The sequence below is a fragment of the Paenibacillus sp. 10L310 genome (assembly GCF_056395745.1).
The window spans coordinates 108268-125245 of the sequence record NZ_JBFTKC010000006.1 but is presented as its reverse complement, the minus strand read 5'-3'; the positions used below and the strand labels follow the sequence as shown (position 1 = coordinate 125245).

Below are 16978 nucleotides of genomic sequence, written 5' to 3'. Positions count from 1 at the left end.
TTAAATTCCGATCTTTTACAATTTCACTGCATGTCCACCATCAAAAAAGTACAGCCATTTCCGGTCAACTTTCCGACCCAATATATCTTCAATGGCCCGTCCATACAGATCTAGCTGGAAGCGATAATTTTTGGTGAGTTCATCCAAACCACCACGATGCTCCAATACCCGATCCGTCTTGTAATCAAGCAAGACAAGCTCGCCGTCCACCTCATACAGACAATCGATAATCCCCTGTACAAGCACGGTTTCATTTTCAATCGTTGCCTGCATTTTGCTATCTTCATTTATTATCTGCATATCTGAGTTCGCCGCCCGTTCATGTAGCCATTCCACAGGGGACTGATGTGCCGGAAGTCCATACACAAACGGAATCTCCCGTTTCACCCACGCTGCACGCAATAATTCTTTCCCTGGTTCTGTATTGAAAAATCCGGCCAGTTCTTCAGGTTCGATAGCCGCAGCATGATGGGGCAGCAAAATCTGAAGCTTAATCAATCGCTCAATTGTCTGTTCAATAAGTTGTGAATCAACAGATGATCCATCTATAGGAAGATGCTGCATCAACGTATGATACACGTTCCCCCGTTCTGCCCCTGTCAACTGCGTTGCCTCCATGAATTTGGGACGACGCAGGTGCAGTTTGAAAGACGTACCTGCAGATCCCGCATCCGGAAGGTTCACCGTACCGTTTGAATCTGTCCGTGATCCAGTCTCACGCTCGTTAGATTCATCGGATACGCCACGTAGTACATGGCCTGCTTCATCTTTGGTGTAATTGATTTCTGGGTTGTTGTGAGCCAATAATTTCTCGGACTGTTCTCCCAGTTCCTCCATCACCTCTACGGACTGGATATCCTGCATCGCAAGTAACGTTTTCAACTCCGTGACAGATGTACTGGCTGCTACTTGAGTTGCTGCTTCATAGGGGTACGTCCATGAAAGTCGTTGATCAACCTCGTTGATCAGCCGTGTCTCCTCTTGTTGAAGAGCTACTATGTCTGCACCTTCATCTCCAATGTTTTGGTTAGCCGTATCTTGTGCACTCTTCGTCAGCTCTTCTACAGTTGAAGATGTAACCAACTTCACGGGTTGGACGGCTTTTAGTGCAGCAATTCGTTCTTTCCGTACCTCATTTATCCCGTCTTCTTCTCCGAGTGTCAGATCTACCACATGGTCACGGGATACCTGATCTGCGGAAATAATAGAGATCGCCCATCGTGATTGATCATCTGCAAGACAAGCTGAGAACGAATCATTGCTTCCAGCAAGTTCACGCAGCACAGCCGCATCTGGATGTCTCATCAGGGATGGTCCAATCCAGTCCAGGTAACTCCGTCCAGCAGCAAGCAGATAGTCTGGCAATGCCAATTCAGGGCTATCCTTGACCTGAGACCACGCGAGCGCTTTTTTCGCGGCATCTTTTACAGTACCCAGCAGAATCATTTTCTCTTTGGGACGGGTCAACGCAACATACAGCACACGCATCTCTTCAGCAAGCAGTTCAAATTGCGCACGACGACGAATCGCCAGATTGGCTAATGTAGGATAGGCAACCCGATTCTCACGATCCACAAACCTCGGGCCAAATCCCAATTCCTTATGCATTAGAAACGGTGCGTTCAAGTCTTGCTGATTAAACATCTTGGATATGCCACCGACAAAGACAATTGGAAACTCCAAACCCTTACTCCGGTGAATCGTCATGATACGTACGGCGTTGTCCTGCTCACCAGAACTACTTGCTACAGTCCCTAGGTCTCCCCCGTTTTCCCGCAGTCTGGAAACATAGGTCAGGAAACGGAACAAGCCGCGATTCGCAGTTGATTCCTCATATTGTCGTGCGCGGTCGTACAATGCCTTAAGATTACTTTGACGTTGCAGCCCTCCTGGAAGACCACCAACCCAGTCCAAATAACCGGTTTCCCGATACATACGCCAGATCAGTTCACTTAGACTGCCTTGCCTTGCCTCAAGTCTCCACTGCTCCAATTGACGCATAAAACGAATTAACTTTTGCTGTAATTCCGAGCCTGAGATCTCCGTTATGCCCAAATCCTCACTTGCATGTCCCGCAACACCAGCATCTTGCATTCCATCTGTATGCAATGTATGCACATCGGATTCATAGACATCATCCAGGATCTCTGCCTCGACTGAAGCTGCTGTCTCCCGCTGTCCCTGTTCCATCTCTGCCCAGGCTTCCGGCCACTGCAACTGGACCATATTGGAATCAGGATGATTATCCTGCCGGGATTGTTGTACAGCATTAGTGGAGGAATCGCTCCAATCTCCCGCAGCCGATATAACCGCATCATAGAATGACTGTCTTTTGTCACCAAGCCGAATCTGTGCCAGTTCCTCTTCATCCAGTCCAACAATCGGGGAACGAAGCACGGAAGCAAGCGGAATATCCTGCCTTGGATTATCAACAAGCTGAAGCAGAGACATCATGATTTCCACTTCTGTAGCCTGAAAATAGCCCTTGCTCTGTTCTCCTCCAGCAGGAATTCCCTGCTGTCTGAACTCCTCAATCATGAGCGGAGCCCACATCAAGGTTGAACGCAGCAAGATGACCATGTCACCGTAACGTGCCGGGCGCATCGTTTGCAGAGCTTTGTCATATACATGAAGGGCAGGTTTGTCCGTGTCTCCAACCATCTCCCGAATACGCCTTGCGATTGCCCTCGCTTCCAACTGGGCTGTTTCAAGTTCGGCACTCTCCAGTTCTGCGGAGACCGATGCATCCCCATTCTCATCCGTACTCTCTGTCAGATCAGGACCACCACCCTGACGATCGATCAGCATGAGTTCAGGTGTATACGCCTCATCACCAAGTGTTTCTGACGGGAAGGTAGCCCCATATGCCAGTTGAGCTCGTTCATCGTAAGCAATCTCTGCCACACCTTCGTTCATGAGTTGCCGGAATATCATATTGACCGAATGCACGACTTCTGCTCGACTACGAAAATTCCGCGCAAGATCAATACGTTGACCAGTACGATGCAGACGTTCTTCCACCATTCCGTCCTCATTTGTGCTCGCTCCATACTGGCGATACTTGTTCATAAACAGACCTGGCTCAGCCAACCGGAAACGGTAGATACTCTGTTTGACATCACCGACCATGAATCGGTTACCCGGGTTTTCTCTGGAGATCAGTTTCACGATATCTTCCTGAACCGTATTGGTATCCTGATATTCATCAAGCAACACTTCATCGAATCGCGAACGGTACTCCATAGCCGCATCGGAAGGCATCGACTGTTCAGGCGTTGAATCCTCATGTCGCAAAATGTGAAGACAGTAATGCTCCAGATCACTGAAGTCAACTTGCCCACGTTCCTGTTTGGCCTGTCGATAACGTTCTCCAAATGTACTAACCAACCTCGACAACTCCTGCATGAGTGGTGCCGCTTGCTCCAACTCCTGCCAGAACGCAAACGCACTTCTTCCGAACAATGAACCTTTCAGGTCGGTAACTGCCTTTTTCGCGGCCTCACGGAGTTCCTTCACCTGATCCTGTAAAGCCGGGTCCGTCTGATCCTTTTTGCAAGGTTTCAGTTTGCCAAATGCAGCGGGTTGAAACACTTCAGGCAACCTCTCCCATGGCATAATCTCAACCGCAGACAACAGTTCTTCTACCATCACCAGGTCTTCTTTTAACGTATCTGCATAAGGTGCCGGACCTTCAGGCTGCATGGAAATATGAATGCCTTGACGGAGCAATCCTGCTGCACCACTTAAAGCAAGAGCCGCATCACGCAAAATACTCTGAACCCATGCTGAATGTCCAAGTGCCTCTACACTTTCCACCTGAAAAGCAGACGCCATCTCTGAGAGCCAATGATCCGGCCAGGAATGACTGCGGGAGAAATCATACAAACGTTGCACCAGTCGATGCATCGCATCATCGTTTCGTTCTCCACTGAACCAGTCCACTAATTCGCGGAATGTACTCCCTTCATCTTCTTCGCCATACTTTTCCTCAAATAGTTCTTCAAGCAGTTCCTGCCGCATGATTTCCGCTTCATTTTCATTCAGGATACGGAAAGCCGGGTTCAACGGAATTTGCTGATAATAACGGCGAATGACTTCCATACAGAATGAATGCAGCGTTGTAATAGATGCCCGTCCAAGCAGCGACAGCTGCTTACGCAGATGCTCTTCTCCAGGCTGTTCTTCCAGCGCACGTTCCAACGCTTCCCGAATCCGTTGTTTCATCTCGGCGGCGGCCGCTTTGGTAAACGTAGCTACAAGTAAACGATCCACACTGTATCCTTGGGAGGGATCTGCGATCTTGCGAATAATTCGTTCAACCAGCACGGCTGTCTTGCCTGATCCCGCCGCTGCGGCAACCAGTATGTCTTCTCCGCTTTCCGAGATGGCACTCCACTGGTCATCACTCCAGAAGCTACCCTCCGGTTTTGGCATATTCGTCATGATGTTTCCCCTCCCTTGGTGTGAGATAACATATCCCAGATTTGCTGTTTGCCCGGTTTGGACAACAGGTTATACTCATTTCCTTCTATATTCTCATCAAACTGACAAACAGGCTTATACGGACAGAACGTGCACGCCACTTCCTGCTGAATACGATAAGGCTCAATGGCCACATCCCCATCCGTAATTCGGGTACCAATCTCACGGATATTACTGCGAACCGAAGCAAGCAGCGTATCCCATTGCTCTGGCGTAGCTACAGCGGCGCTACTATAAAAGCTTCCGTCCGCCTTAAGAGCAACTGGAATAATAGCTGAATATCCCTTATCCAGGGTGTTGTCCATTTGAGCGATTGCGTCCCGATCAGCCAGAAGCAAACCTTTCATTTTGAACCGTTTCAGTAGTTCTTGTCCTGCCTGCTCTGATGTCATGCCGTTTGCAGATTGCAACAGCGGGTTATGCACATGGAAATACAACGTTCCTCCCGGCATCGCCGTTTCCCCAAGCCATTCTTCGGCAGCACTAAGCAGCACCTCCAGATAGGTGAGCATTTGCAATGACAGACCATAGTACACTTCATGTAACTTGAGGTCCGTCTGGCTTGATTTATAGTCAATGACACGCAGGAGCAGACCATTCTCTCCTTCTGCGACATCTACACGGTCAATTCGACCCACGATCTCCATCACACAGCCGTTCTCCAGTTCAAAACGTAGTGGCGGCAGTGTTTTATCGGGTCCAAAATCAAGCTCCAATCCAATCGGTTCAAAACTTCCACGTCTGGACTGTTCACCAAGAATAACCGATGCCCGGCTAACAATGTCCTTCAATTTGCGGAAAATATAACCGTATCGCTTGGTGCTTAGCAAAATCTCCCCTTGCAGCTGTGGTGCAATCTGCTCCACCGTTTGCTCGGCTTCCTGACGGCATTGGTCTGGAGTCAAACTGCCCCAACTACGATTTTCTTCGCGCAACCGCATAGCCAGCTGGCTTAGCGCAGCATGAAACAGCTGTCCGATATCAGGAGCCTGAAGGCGATACAATTGCCGTTCTTTGAGGCGCAGCCCATGCGAAGCAAAATGGGAGAACGGACAAGCTACGAAACGCTCCATTCGCGAGACACTCGTCCTCACCTCTGTGCCATACAGTCTGCGACTGGTAGCTGTACGTAATGGTAATGCTCTATTACGATAAAAGATTGATCCCATCAACCGTTCCAGCTGAGGTCTGCTTGTCTCTCGAGATACATGCCAATTGTAGACCGCCCACCACATTTCAGGGATGTCTTCTCCGCGGCGCCATTTGCGCAATTGTCCAATGAGCGTTGACAGACTCTGACCCGGATGGGTGACATAGGACCAATGCGCTTCTTCCGAGTTCGCAACCGGCGGTTGAGCGAGTAATGGCTGTTCTTGTAAACCAAACATCTTCCGTACATGACGGACAATCTCGGAAGGAAGCAGTGCTTTCCCCTCATCATCAGCAACCGGGTAACTCAGCCACAACTGGCTGCTTGCCGCTGTAAGTGCCGTATAGATCAGGAAACGTTCATCCAGCATCTGCCTTGTTGCACCTGGTCCAAGCGCCATGCCTCTTTCCGTCAGTAACGCTCTCTCCAGTTCCGTTAATACGCCATCATCCTGAGGTACGGCGGGTAATTCACCATCAACGGCGCCAAGGATAAATACGTATTTGATGTCCTGAAGTCGTGTACGGTCCATAGAACCAACCAATACCTGATCAAGTGCTGGTGGTACCAGACCCAGCTTCAGTTCCGTCAATCCGGTCTCAATCATCCCGGCAAACAGCGTGATATCCAGCCGTTCATTCCCCATCATATCGACCATCTGATCCAATAAATCCAGCACAGCTCCCCACATCTGCCGATGTTCTCTCGACCGTTCGGGGTCACCTTGTGCCTTAGCTTCAGCAGACATGTTCTCCAGCTTCCATGGGATTTCAGCATCTTCCAGCAATCTGTATAGTGCCTCGCACTGGGCTTTGGCTGTCTTTGCCTTTTTCATTCGCTTCTCAAAAACACCCAAGGAATCTGTAATGACCGTTCGGCAGCTCTCCATTAAAGAAAGCATCTGGTCCCGTCCTCGACTACGGCCATCCTGACCGTTGTCTTCCAGCGACAGGCTTGGTACATACTTCCATGGTTTGCCGTCAGTCCAGCGATACCCGTGAATACCACAAGCCAGTACATAATTCTCAAGCTGGTCCATATCTTCACGAGTGATGGAACCATCACGCGGAAGCAGCAGATCCGTTTTGACACAACGAAATACATCCTCGTAACGCCAGTGGCGCCGAACAATATCCAGTGCGGAACGGATAAACTCGGATAATGGATGATGAAGTTCATTTCTTCTGCGGTCCAGAAAGACGGGTACGCCATAATCCCTGAATAGAGGTTCAGCTATATCAGCGTAGGTATCCAACTGACGAACAAGTACCGCCATGTCCCGATAACGCGCACCTTCGTTTTGTGCCAGGCGCCGCATCTCACGCAGTGCCCCCTCCATCTCAGCTCGTCGGTTCTCCGCTGCAACCAGTCGGATTCCGGAATCAAGGCCTTCACTTTTCCAACGAATTCGCCGGTCGAAACCAGCCTCCAGATGAGCAAGTCCCGGACGATCCTTATATCTCAGTGGAATCTCCGAATCTAGCACGGTTATATCGCTCGGTACACCCAGTTCTTCAGCCATCCCTTTGAGACGCGCATAGGCACTTGCCGTGGGATAAAACAGTTCCAGTTCTCCAGGCAGTGCGCCGTGATCATAAGGACGATCCATTGTCAGGGCAATCGTCACGGATGAGGATTGCAACATCAGCCGACCAATCACACTCATCTCCTGTGGTGTGAATCCCTGAAAACCATCAATCCAGATCTGGGCATCCTGCAGCAATGCACTTTCCGACAAACGATCTGTCAGCTCGGTCAACGTGTCTTCATCATCAATATATAAATTGGTCAGTTCCTGTTCATAGTCACGATATATCAGATTCAAGTCATGCAACTTGTCCTCCAGAATCGGCGAAGTGGATGAGGTATTCCCTCCAGACATCCCTTCTTCCAGCAATGACGGATCAACTTCATAACGTTTAAATTCACTATATAAGTCATTTAATTCGCCTATAAAACCCAGCTGGCTGCCGGATGCACCAAACAGCTTTAATTCTTCCTTACGGCGCTGGATGACCTTGTAGAGCAACATCTTTTTGCCTTCGACTCCGATCGGAATACGAGCAGAACCACCTGCTTCTTGCATTACACGATAGGCTAGACGGCGAAAGCCGAGCACTTCTGCACGCATGGTACCTTTGATTGCTCCAGAAGACACCAATGCCTGCTCTGTTCGAAAAGAACTCTGTTCGGGAACGAGTAAAATCAAAGGTGTGCCTTGCGGCTCCTTTTGAAGCAGGGATGTAATTTCCCGGGTAATCAGCAAGCTTTTTCCGCTGCCTGCCCGGCCAATAACAAAACGAACGGACATGTCTAATCCTCCAAACCACACGTACAAGATTTTAATTCCCAGTATAACATATCTGACTTGGTTCGGAACATACGTTTGCCACTATCCGGTAAAACCGGAGATCATCTCCGTTAACACAGCAAAACAGCAAAAAGCCCGCAGCTATCACACTGTGGACTTTTGACTTGATCTATACTTGATTGGAACGAAAATCATACGATTAATTCTTTTTACTGCGCACTTCGAAAATAGCAAATTTCAGGTAATGTCCTTCATCCACGCCCAAAATTTGTGGGTGATCCTTACCGGCTGCTTTCCAGTCGATCAAACGAAGCACTTTGCCTGCATCTTCTGCTGCATCAGCAATCGTATCTAGAAATAAGTCTGGACGCATGTGATACGAACAGCTGGCTGTTACCAAATATCCACCCTCATTGACCAGTTTCATTCCTTGCAGATTGATATCTTTATAACCGCGACATGCACCTTTAACTGCTGATTTCGTTTTGGCAAATGCAGGAGGATCAAGGATGACCACATCAAATGTTTTACCGCCAGCTGCCAGCGCTTTGGATGTATCCACTTTCTGTTCGGCTGCACGTGCACGTGCGGTACGTTCATCCAGTCCCTTCACTTGTTCACGCAAGTACTGGAATGCATCAGCAACTACGAATTCAACCCGGTCAGTGAAACCGTTCAGCTCCACATTTGTTCGTGCACTCTCAATGGCATGCTCCGAAATATCAAGACAAGTCACTTTTTTAGCTCCATATTTGCAAGCATTCAACGTAAAGCTGCCCGTGTGTGAGAAACACTCCAGTACAGTGGCACCATCCCAATATGGGAATGTAACTACTTTACCACTTTTATTCACAGGCAAGAGCTGCTCTGTGCCATCCTGCTCGGTCGTTTGTAGTGTGATTCCACTCTTGTAGCCCCAACCCTTCATAAGCGGTTCAATGGCTGCACGATTCTCGCGTTGGTCGAAGAAGTAACCTGTCTTCTGCCCTTCCACGATATCCACTTTAATGAGTAGTCCATTCTCTGTAACCGTGACATGTCTTGGGCAATCTCCGTACAGTGGACCTTTGGTCTGCTCCAAACCTTCCAGTTCACGAATCGAGACATCACTGCGCTCGTATATACCTTCCGGCTGCATTACTTCAATGAGTGCCTGTACGATGGCTTCACGGCAACGATCCATGCCAAGTGTAAGCAACTGTACAACGAGAATGCTGCCGAATCGGTCAACGATTAATCCTGGCAGAAAATCAGCTTCGCCGTAAACGAGACGGTATGCCTCTCCATCCTGGATAAAACGTTCCCGGTGACGCAAGCAATCGCGGAAACGCGCTGCAAAAAACGCGGTGTCCATCTGTTCGGACTCCAGAGGTTGATACGCTACAACCCTTACAGTGATCTGAGATGCAGGATTGTAATAACCTGTCGCCAGATAGCGACCTTGATGATTCAATACATTGACCAGATCTCCCGGTTCCGGGTTTCCGTCAACAGAGGCAATTTCATTGTTAAATATCCATGGATGTGCATGTTCAAGCCGCTTTTTGCGACTGCGTTCGAGTGTAACTGATGGCAAGGTAGATCCACTTCCTTTAATTTAATAGTTCAAAAGATAGGTTTGGTGCGGCGCGTAGGTGGCGTTTCGGTTACGAATCGATCTTCCGATCGCTGTTGTCTCCAGATTTTTTTGATTCCCTTTTTTAAAGGGAAAATCCGGAGACAAAGGCGCACGCTTCGCTTCTTCAGATTCGATTTCGTCCCCTCCACTACGTTTGCACGAATCACCGTATCTTTCGAATTGGGGTGCAGCAGTTAAGTGACGTTCCGGTTACGAATCGATCTTCTGATCGCTGTTGTCTCCAGATTTTTTTGATTCCCTTTTTTAAAGGGAAAATCCGGAGACAAAGGCGCACGCTTCGCTTCTTCAGATTCAATTTCGTCTTCTTCGCTACGTTTGCACGAATCACCGTATCTTTCGAATTGGGGTGGGGTAATTTAGGTCGCTTCCCTCTGAATTCCTTTAGGCTTGTCATGGTTGTCTTTTCTTACTCATAGGATGAGTTAAGGAACCGGATGGAAGGAATGATATTTCTATGTTTAGAGATGTTATATTGCCCTTACTCTATGGGCTTATTATCTTTTTTGGTGGCATGAAGCTGATGGAAACGGCCTTGCAGCGCATGGCAGGGCCCATGTTGGCAGATTGGCTCAATCGTGCCACCTCTGCTCCATGGAAAGGCATGGCCTTCAGTGCAGGTGCAACGGCCCTGTTACAGAGCAGTACTGCGGTCACCGTACTCACCATTGGACTGGCTAATGCCAGATTAATTACCTATGGACGAACACTTGGCATCATCCTCGGCACCAACATCGGGACATGCCTGACGACGGAGCTGGTGGGACTGCAGATCGGACGTGCTTCCCTGCCGCTACTCGTCCTGTCGCTAACGGGCTGGGCCATGTTTGTTGTTCTTGGTGAACGCAATCTGGCCGCTCCTGAACGCACGCGTCAGACTCTGTTTAACATCCAGTACAGCTTCCTCGCAGCTGCCGGATTTGCACTTGTTATGACAGGCATTCAGGTGATGCAATCCATTGCCTTACCCTTGCGGAGCATGGGCGTATTTCAATGGTTTCTCGACCGCTCGGCCGACAGCTTGTGGTGGGGCTTCCTGGCAGGTGCATGTCTGACAGCTCTCATTCACAGCAGCGCTGCTGTCATTAGCATGGCGATTACGCTCGCTGCCACAGGAGTATTGCCTGTGGAGATCGGCATCGCCATTGTGATCGGGTCCAATGTGGGGACCTGCATCACCGCTGTGATTGCTGCCGCGGGTGGAGCATCCGCAGGCAAATTTGTCGCAGCCTCCCATGTTGTATTAAACATTGCGGGAGCGCTGCTATTTATGCCGCTGATCGGCCAGCTGCATGCAGCTTCGGCCTGGCTGTCAGCGGACAACGGGGCACAGATTGCGCATGCCCAGACCCTTTTTAACATCACCAGTTCACTGCTCGCTTTGCCATTCTGTTACTTGCCAATCTGGCACAAAAAACCACCGGTCCACGCCCCCGTGGCGAAGTCACCCGTGGCTTGATGATCTGCCTATCCGGACCCACAGAGCGCGCGGCTAACTGACTCGAACAATAGTGCATTATACGTTAATACCTAACTTGTTCAGGGCTACACGCAAGATATCATCGTTATTATCATATCCGCTCTGCTGCTGTAAGGACCATGCTTCTTCCGGAGCATACCAATCCACACCCTTGATTTCTTCAATCTGAGGCTGTAGATCACCACTCTCGGCTTCAACGAGATAATAATGAACTTCCTTGTCCACCGGGCCAAAATCTGCATGTTGGTACGTGTAAGCAATGATATCAACCGGCTCTACAATGCGACCCACCATACCTGTCTCTTCCAAAATTTCGCGCAGTGCCGTCTGTTCGATTGTTTCTCCATCTTCCATTTTGCCCTTGGCGAGAGTTGTTTTACCATAACGATCTACGATAAGCTGAATTTGAAGACTTCCATCTTCCCCTGTTCTATAAACAACTCCGCCTGCTGAAATTTCTTTTTTGTTCATCGTGCTCTCCCCCATCAACTTCGATATCTTTATCTTATTTTTTGCAAAAGAAGGACCTCATCTCCCCGGGTAAGCTCCCCAAGGAAATGAAATCCTTGTTTCTGACGCCTCGATTATATCGCGGCGGACTTAAGTTTCTCTTCCAACACACGTACCAGCGTAGCCTGACTCTCGTTGACGCCAGCTTCAACCACTTTGACTCGGCACACTTTACCGACCATATCCATCGTTCCATCAAAGACCAGTTGAATGTAGTTGTCGCTATAACCATGCAGCTTGCCACTTCCCTCGCGGCCTTTGGCTTCACCTTCGGGAATAACATCCAGTACCTGTCCAACAAACTGCTCAGCGTACTCCAGCTGCATCTGCTCAGACAAGTCAATCAGTTCATGCACACGTGCATTTTTGACTTCTTCGTCCACCTGATCTTCCATTCGTGCTGCTGGTGTACCCGTACGCTTGGAATAAGGGAATACATGCATTTCGGAAAAACCGATCTTCCGCATCAACTCATAGCCATTACGGTACATCTCATCCGTCTCACCTGGAAATCCAACAATGATGTCTGTTGTAATCGCTACATCAGGCATTGCTTCCCGAATGCGAAGCATTTTATTGTAAAACTCTTCTGTCGTATACTTACGGCGCATGCGTTTCAACACCGTATCATCACCCGCTTGCAGCGGAATATGGAAGTGACGAACAAGTTTGTCCGAACGTTTGATCACGTCGAGCATACGGTCGTCGATCTGGCTGGCTTCAATCGAGCTGATTCGAATACGCTCCAAACCCTCTACCTTATCCAAATCCCACAGCAGATCGGTCAGATCATAGTTCTCCATGTCATCCCCATATCCACCTGTATGAATACCCGTGAGAACAATCTCTTTGTATCCGGCGTGTACGAGTTGATGCGCCTGTTGAATAATGCTGTTCGCCTCACGACTGCGCGAGAGACCACGAGACCACGGAATGATGCAGAACGTGCAAAAGTTATTGCAACCATCCTGAATCTTCAGGAACGCGCGGGTACGGTCAGCAAAATCCGGTACGTCCATTTCTTCAAATACACGGGTTTTCATAATATTACGTACCGCGTTAACCGGTTGACGGGACTCCTGAATTTCATTAACATATGGCAGAATCTTGTCACGGTCCTGTGTACCGATAACCAGATCCACCCCTGGGATGTCCAGAATCTCTGCCGGAGAAGTCTGCGCATAGCAGCCTGTAACGGCCACAATCGCCTCCGGGTTGCGCCGAATGGCACGACGAATAATTTGACGGCTCTTTTTGTCGCCGGTATTGGTTACTGTACAAGTATTAATCAAGTATACATCCGCTGTCTGTTCATCAAAGTCCACTTGATCGTAACCTTCGTTTTTGAACAATTGCCAAATCGCCTCTGTATCATAGAAATTAACTTTGCAGCCTAAGGTGTAAAACGCCACGGATGGCATAATTACATTCCTCCCATTTCTCCGGATTCATATAGCACGCAAGTTAGTGCTGCCATTCCAGCTGTCTCAGCACGCAAAATGCGTTTGCCCAGTCCAACAGATACAGCACCTGCCTGATCAGCCTCTGCCGTCTCCTTCTCAGAAAATCCACCTTCCGGTCCAACCACGATCAATACTTCTGCACTTGCATCAGGTGCAAGCTGCTCTATAAACGGCTTCAGTGCATCTCTCAGCTGTTTACCGTTTTCTTTCTCATAACAATAACATACCAGGCTATAGCCCTCAAAAGAAGATAACAGCCCTTTCCAGGAAAGCGGCTGTTCGACGGATGGAATACGATTCCGGTGACTCTGTTCGGCAGCTTCCTTGGCAATTTTCCGCCACCGCTCCAACCGTTTGCCTTCTTTCTTGGCATCATATTGCACAATCGTACGCTCTGATAGGAAGGGTACAAATGATACCGCCCCAATCTCAGTACATCTCTGGATGACTGTTTCCATCTTGTCACCCTTGGGCAAACTCTGTGCCACGGTTACACGAATGCGTGCTTCATGGTCCATCTCGAGAGGTTCCACAATATTGGCAGTAACTTGGCCAACTTCAATGGTCTCAATTTCCACGAGTGCTTCTCTGGAGTTTCCGTCACTGACAATCAGTTTATCTCCAGGTTTACCACGCATGACCTTGCCAATATGGCGTGCATCATCACCTGTGATAATCACAGCGTGTTCATTAAACTGTTCTGCAGATACAAAATATCGCTGCATTAGTCAATCCACCCATTCTGTCCTGTTATGACTGGAATTCACCCCGCCTGATGGCAGGCGTGAATCCAATCGCCACAGATGATCATACAACTTTTACGTGTTTCTGACCAGTATATCCGTCCAAAACACGATACGCTTTTAGCGATATAATTCAATAATCAGACCTACCAGATCCATATACATGTTATTTGCAAATACATATAACGGTTGAATCGTTACAGCCTGCAATGGCGGGATAACCAGAATCAGCAGGAAAATAAAGATGGACCATTGTTCCACACCCTGCAGCTTGCGACTGAGGGGCCTTGGCAATACATCTTCAAGAATACGATAACCATCCAATGGCGGAAGAGGAATCAGATTAAACATAAACAGGAAAAAGTTCGTTATGCTGAACATAGGTAAAAACGTCATCAGGGCTGTAACCACTCGCTCATTCTCAATGTTGCCCAGTACGCCTGATCCAAACAGACAACCGTAGACAATGGCACCAATAATGGCGAGCAGCAGATTACTCAGAGGACCTACGACAGATACGATAGTCCCCATCAATCTTGGTTTGTCAAAATTCGCACGGTTTACAGGAACTGGGCGCGCCCAACCGAAGCCTGCAATAACAAGCAGTAACACACCCAGCAGATCAAAGTGCACGACCGGATTCAGCGTAACTCTTCCAAGCAGCTTAGCCGTTGGATCACCAAATTTGTTGGCAAAATACGCATGTGAGAATTCGTGAACTGTAAATGCGATCAGGATGGTCAGCAGGAAGAATGGTAATTGATCAATCGGAAGGCGAAAGAACCGCTCCAGGAAGTCCATGGGTTACCCCCTTCTGGCTACAAATGCCAGCCAATCCTCATCACGGTGGATCGCACTCACTTCAAATCCGGAGGCTACAAGTGCATCATGCACAACCTGCTCTTTGTTCTTCCAAATGCCGGATACAATATAGGTGCCACCAGACTCAAGCGCATTATAGACATCGTCTACGAACAACAAAATGATCTCAGCCAGAATGTTCGCCACGACAACCTTAACCGGCAGTTGTACACCAAGTGCAGGGTCCTGACTCCCAAGGACGGACAACAGATCACTCTCTTTAACCGTAATTTGTTGCTCCAGCCCATTCAGTTCCACATTCTCCCTGGCACTAATTACGGCAACTGGATCAAGATCGAGCGCCAGTACATGTTTTGCCCCAAGTTTTATCGCTCCAATAGCCAAAATACCAGAACCTGTACCTACGTCAATAACTTCCTCGCCGCCCTGAATAACCGTTTCCAGTGTGCGCAAGCAGAGGGAGGTCGTTGGGTGGGTTCCTGTACCAAAAGCCATGCCTGGATCAAGCTCAATAATTTTCTCATTTGGACTTTCAGGCGTATACTCTTCCCATGTTGGCTTGATCGTCAAACGTTCCGATACACGTACCGGCTTGAAATATTGTTTCCAGGCTGTTGCCCAGTCATCTTCATCCACTGTACGCGTCTCATAACGAACCTCACCTGTATCAATTCCGAATTCGGAGAGTTCCTCAACTCTCGGATTAACTTCTAACTGTAATGCAACCATGTCCGTACCTTCGGAGAAGTACCCTTTGATGACCGCAAAGCCTTCCGGAATATCATTCAATGGAACGTCGTATAACTCACCATACGTTGTGTCCCGTTTTTTATTTAAAGTACCGGACTCTTCAATCGAAACCCCTCCAGCACCCGCTTCATGTAAAAAATTCGAAATCATCTCCACAGCTTCTTCTGTGGTATGTATTGTTAGTTCATGCCATAACATACTTGGTTTTTCCTCCTCATTATTCAAACATCCCAACTATTGTACTACACAAGCTAGCCGGAGCACAAAGCCGCACCAGTAAAAGAAAAACAAAACAGGATATCCGCAGCCTGACTGCTCGAATATCCTGTCATCTATTCATACATATCTGTTTCATTTACTTCAGCATTTTGCATAATTCGAATCTCAGTTAGCAAAAACGCCCACCATTCTGCGTGATCATCTCTGCGGCTTGCGGGAGCGAATCGTTGGATACGGACACGGTCAGCAAAATTTCTTGTTTTAGCCTGTTGGCCGAGTCCTCTTTGGGTGTATCATACACCTGACCATTGGACAACATTTCCGTTTCATCGCTAATCAGGGCAAGTACATTCAATTCGCCACTAAATCCTCCAACGACGGCCGTAGGAGAATTATCGGAGCCCGTAACATCGTTTGAGTCCAATGCAGACGCTTCATTGCCAAGGCTCTCAATACTCAATTGGTTCGGGTGCAACAATTCCAGGGCTCTGCGTGCAGACTCAGCCTCAGTCCAGCTTGTAAAAACAGCTTCGAGGGTCACTGCCGAGCGATCTTCAGTCATGAAGCTCCCGTCCCTGACGTCGATCAGCCGCTTCACTGCGGCGTAGTGCTTCGATATCTTCATGATCCGCAGCTTCAGCGCTGAATTCCACGTCCTCATTTTTTGCGGATTGCATACGTTTCATCTTTTCCGTTTTTGTTAAGATCTTGCCTGGACGTTCATGTTCTGCCATTGTAATGCTCCTCCTTCAAATTATAATGAACTAATACGTGTTCCACTGTAACACTCCGATTGTAGTCCCATCCTCCGATCGCTGTTATCCCCAGATTCCTTCAACTCCCTCCTTAAAGGGAGAAATCCGGGGATAGCGTATGCTTCCGAAGTAGCTTTCTTGCGAAAGCTTTTAGGCGAACGCTTCGCTTCTTCAGATTGGTTCTACACTCTCCGTTAAAGTGTAATTATCTGTCCATCTTATATACATTTCCTGAAACTAGATCATTCCACCGGCTTGTTCGATTATAGACATAGCGCGGTGATGTACCGATTCATCTACGATGACAGTTAGTAATACATCTCTTCCTGTAGGGCCACCCTGTCCACCATCACTCATGCCGCTTGCAGAAGGGTCCGCCGCAGCCATAATTCCAGCACTGGCATTTGTTTGCATCGAATCGGGCACCCATGATGAAAAACTGCCGGAAACGCCCGGCTTGTAGGAAGCCCCGCTTGGTCCTACACCCGCATATCGGCTGAATCGATTAATTGACAGGTCCTCCACTCGCAATGCCTCCAGTTTTTTGGCCGCCCCTTGAGCCTGCTCCGGGCTGTGAAAGTACGCCAAAATATTTTTCTCGGTCATCCGCTTCACCTGCTTCCCTAATTTCTCGCATATCAGCTATGCATATCATTC

At 48.5% G+C, this 16978-nt stretch carries 12 protein-coding genes; 1 reads left to right on the top strand and 11 read right to left on the bottom strand.

The genetic code is table 11. The annotated features are described in order from the left end of the window. Nucleotides 1–15: 15 nt before the first annotated feature. From addA to AC1DE7_RS15905, 3 genes are all read right to left on the bottom strand, one after another. Nucleotides 16–4443 carry a helicase-exonuclease AddAB subunit AddA gene (addA, locus tag AC1DE7_RS15915; protein ID WP_477534784.1) on the bottom strand — a complete coding sequence of 1476 codons (4428 nt, stop codon included), beginning with the start codon at nucleotides 4441–4443 and terminating at the stop codon, nucleotides 16–18. Next, nucleotides 4440–7943, bottom strand: coding sequence for a helicase-exonuclease AddAB subunit AddB (addB, locus tag AC1DE7_RS15910; protein WP_477534783.1), 3504 nt, complete (start codon nucleotides 7941–7943; stop codon nucleotides 4440–4442). Before addB ends, addA begins: the two co-directional genes overlap by 4 nt. A gap of 199 nt (nucleotides 7944–8142) precedes the next feature. Beyond that, complete coding sequence (locus tag AC1DE7_RS15905) at nucleotides 8143–9519, bottom strand: class I SAM-dependent rRNA methyltransferase (protein ID WP_076250690.1); 1377 nt, start codon at nucleotides 9517–9519, stop codon at nucleotides 8143–8145. A gap of 517 nt (nucleotides 9520–10036) precedes the next feature. Here AC1DE7_RS15905 and AC1DE7_RS15900 point away from each other — a divergent pair. Then, the gene (locus AC1DE7_RS15900) at nucleotides 10037–11038 is read left to right on the top strand and encodes a Na/Pi cotransporter family protein (protein WP_477534782.1); all 1002 of its coding nucleotides are present in this window, start codon (nucleotides 10037–10039) and stop codon (nucleotides 11036–11038) included. A 57-nt stretch (nucleotides 11039–11095) separates the two neighbouring features. On the opposite strand, the gene AC1DE7_RS15895 is transcribed toward AC1DE7_RS15900, so the two are convergent. The 8 genes from AC1DE7_RS15895 to AC1DE7_RS15860 all read right to left on the bottom strand — a co-directional run bounded on the left by AC1DE7_RS15895 (nucleotide 11096) and on the right by AC1DE7_RS15860 (nucleotide 16927). Continuing rightward, complete coding sequence (locus AC1DE7_RS15895; RefSeq protein WP_477534781.1) at nucleotides 11096–11530, bottom strand: NUDIX hydrolase; 435 nt, start codon at nucleotides 11528–11530, stop codon at nucleotides 11096–11098. A 113-nt stretch (nucleotides 11531–11643) separates the two neighbouring features. Continuing rightward, nucleotides 11644–12990, bottom strand: a complete 1347-nt coding sequence (gene mtaB, locus AC1DE7_RS15890; protein WP_477534780.1) for a tRNA (N(6)-L-threonylcarbamoyladenosine(37)-C(2))-methylthiotransferase MtaB — start codon at nucleotides 12988–12990, stop codon at nucleotides 11644–11646. A 2-nt stretch (nucleotides 12991–12992) separates the two neighbouring features. Beyond that, a complete protein-coding gene (locus AC1DE7_RS15885; RefSeq protein WP_249912134.1) occupies nucleotides 12993–13757 on the bottom strand; it encodes an RsmE family RNA methyltransferase in 765 nt (254 codons plus the stop codon). 138 nt (nucleotides 13758–13895) lie between these two features. Continuing rightward, a complete protein-coding gene (locus AC1DE7_RS15880; protein ID WP_253439422.1) occupies nucleotides 13896–14576 on the bottom strand; it encodes a site-2 protease family protein in 681 nt (226 codons plus the stop codon). Nucleotides 14577–14579: 3 nt separating this feature from the next. After that, nucleotides 14580–15545, bottom strand: coding sequence for a 50S ribosomal protein L11 methyltransferase (prmA, locus tag AC1DE7_RS15875; RefSeq protein ID WP_477534779.1), 966 nt, complete (start codon nucleotides 15543–15545; stop codon nucleotides 14580–14582). Nucleotides 15546–15735: 190 nt separating this feature from the next. Further along, nucleotides 15736–16128, bottom strand: a complete 393-nt coding sequence (locus AC1DE7_RS15870) for a hypothetical protein (RefSeq protein WP_211080824.1) — start codon at nucleotides 16126–16128, stop codon at nucleotides 15736–15738. Then, nucleotides 16121–16300, bottom strand: coding sequence for a YfhD family protein (locus AC1DE7_RS15865; RefSeq protein WP_017687220.1), 180 nt, complete (start codon nucleotides 16298–16300; stop codon nucleotides 16121–16123). The genes AC1DE7_RS15870 and AC1DE7_RS15865 overlap by 8 nt, the downstream gene beginning before the upstream one ends. Nucleotides 16301–16558: 258 nt before the next feature. After that, a complete protein-coding gene (locus AC1DE7_RS15860) occupies nucleotides 16559–16927 on the bottom strand; it encodes a hypothetical protein (RefSeq protein WP_017687219.1) in 369 nt (122 codons plus the stop codon). Between the last annotated feature and the right edge of the window lie 51 nt (nucleotides 16928–16978).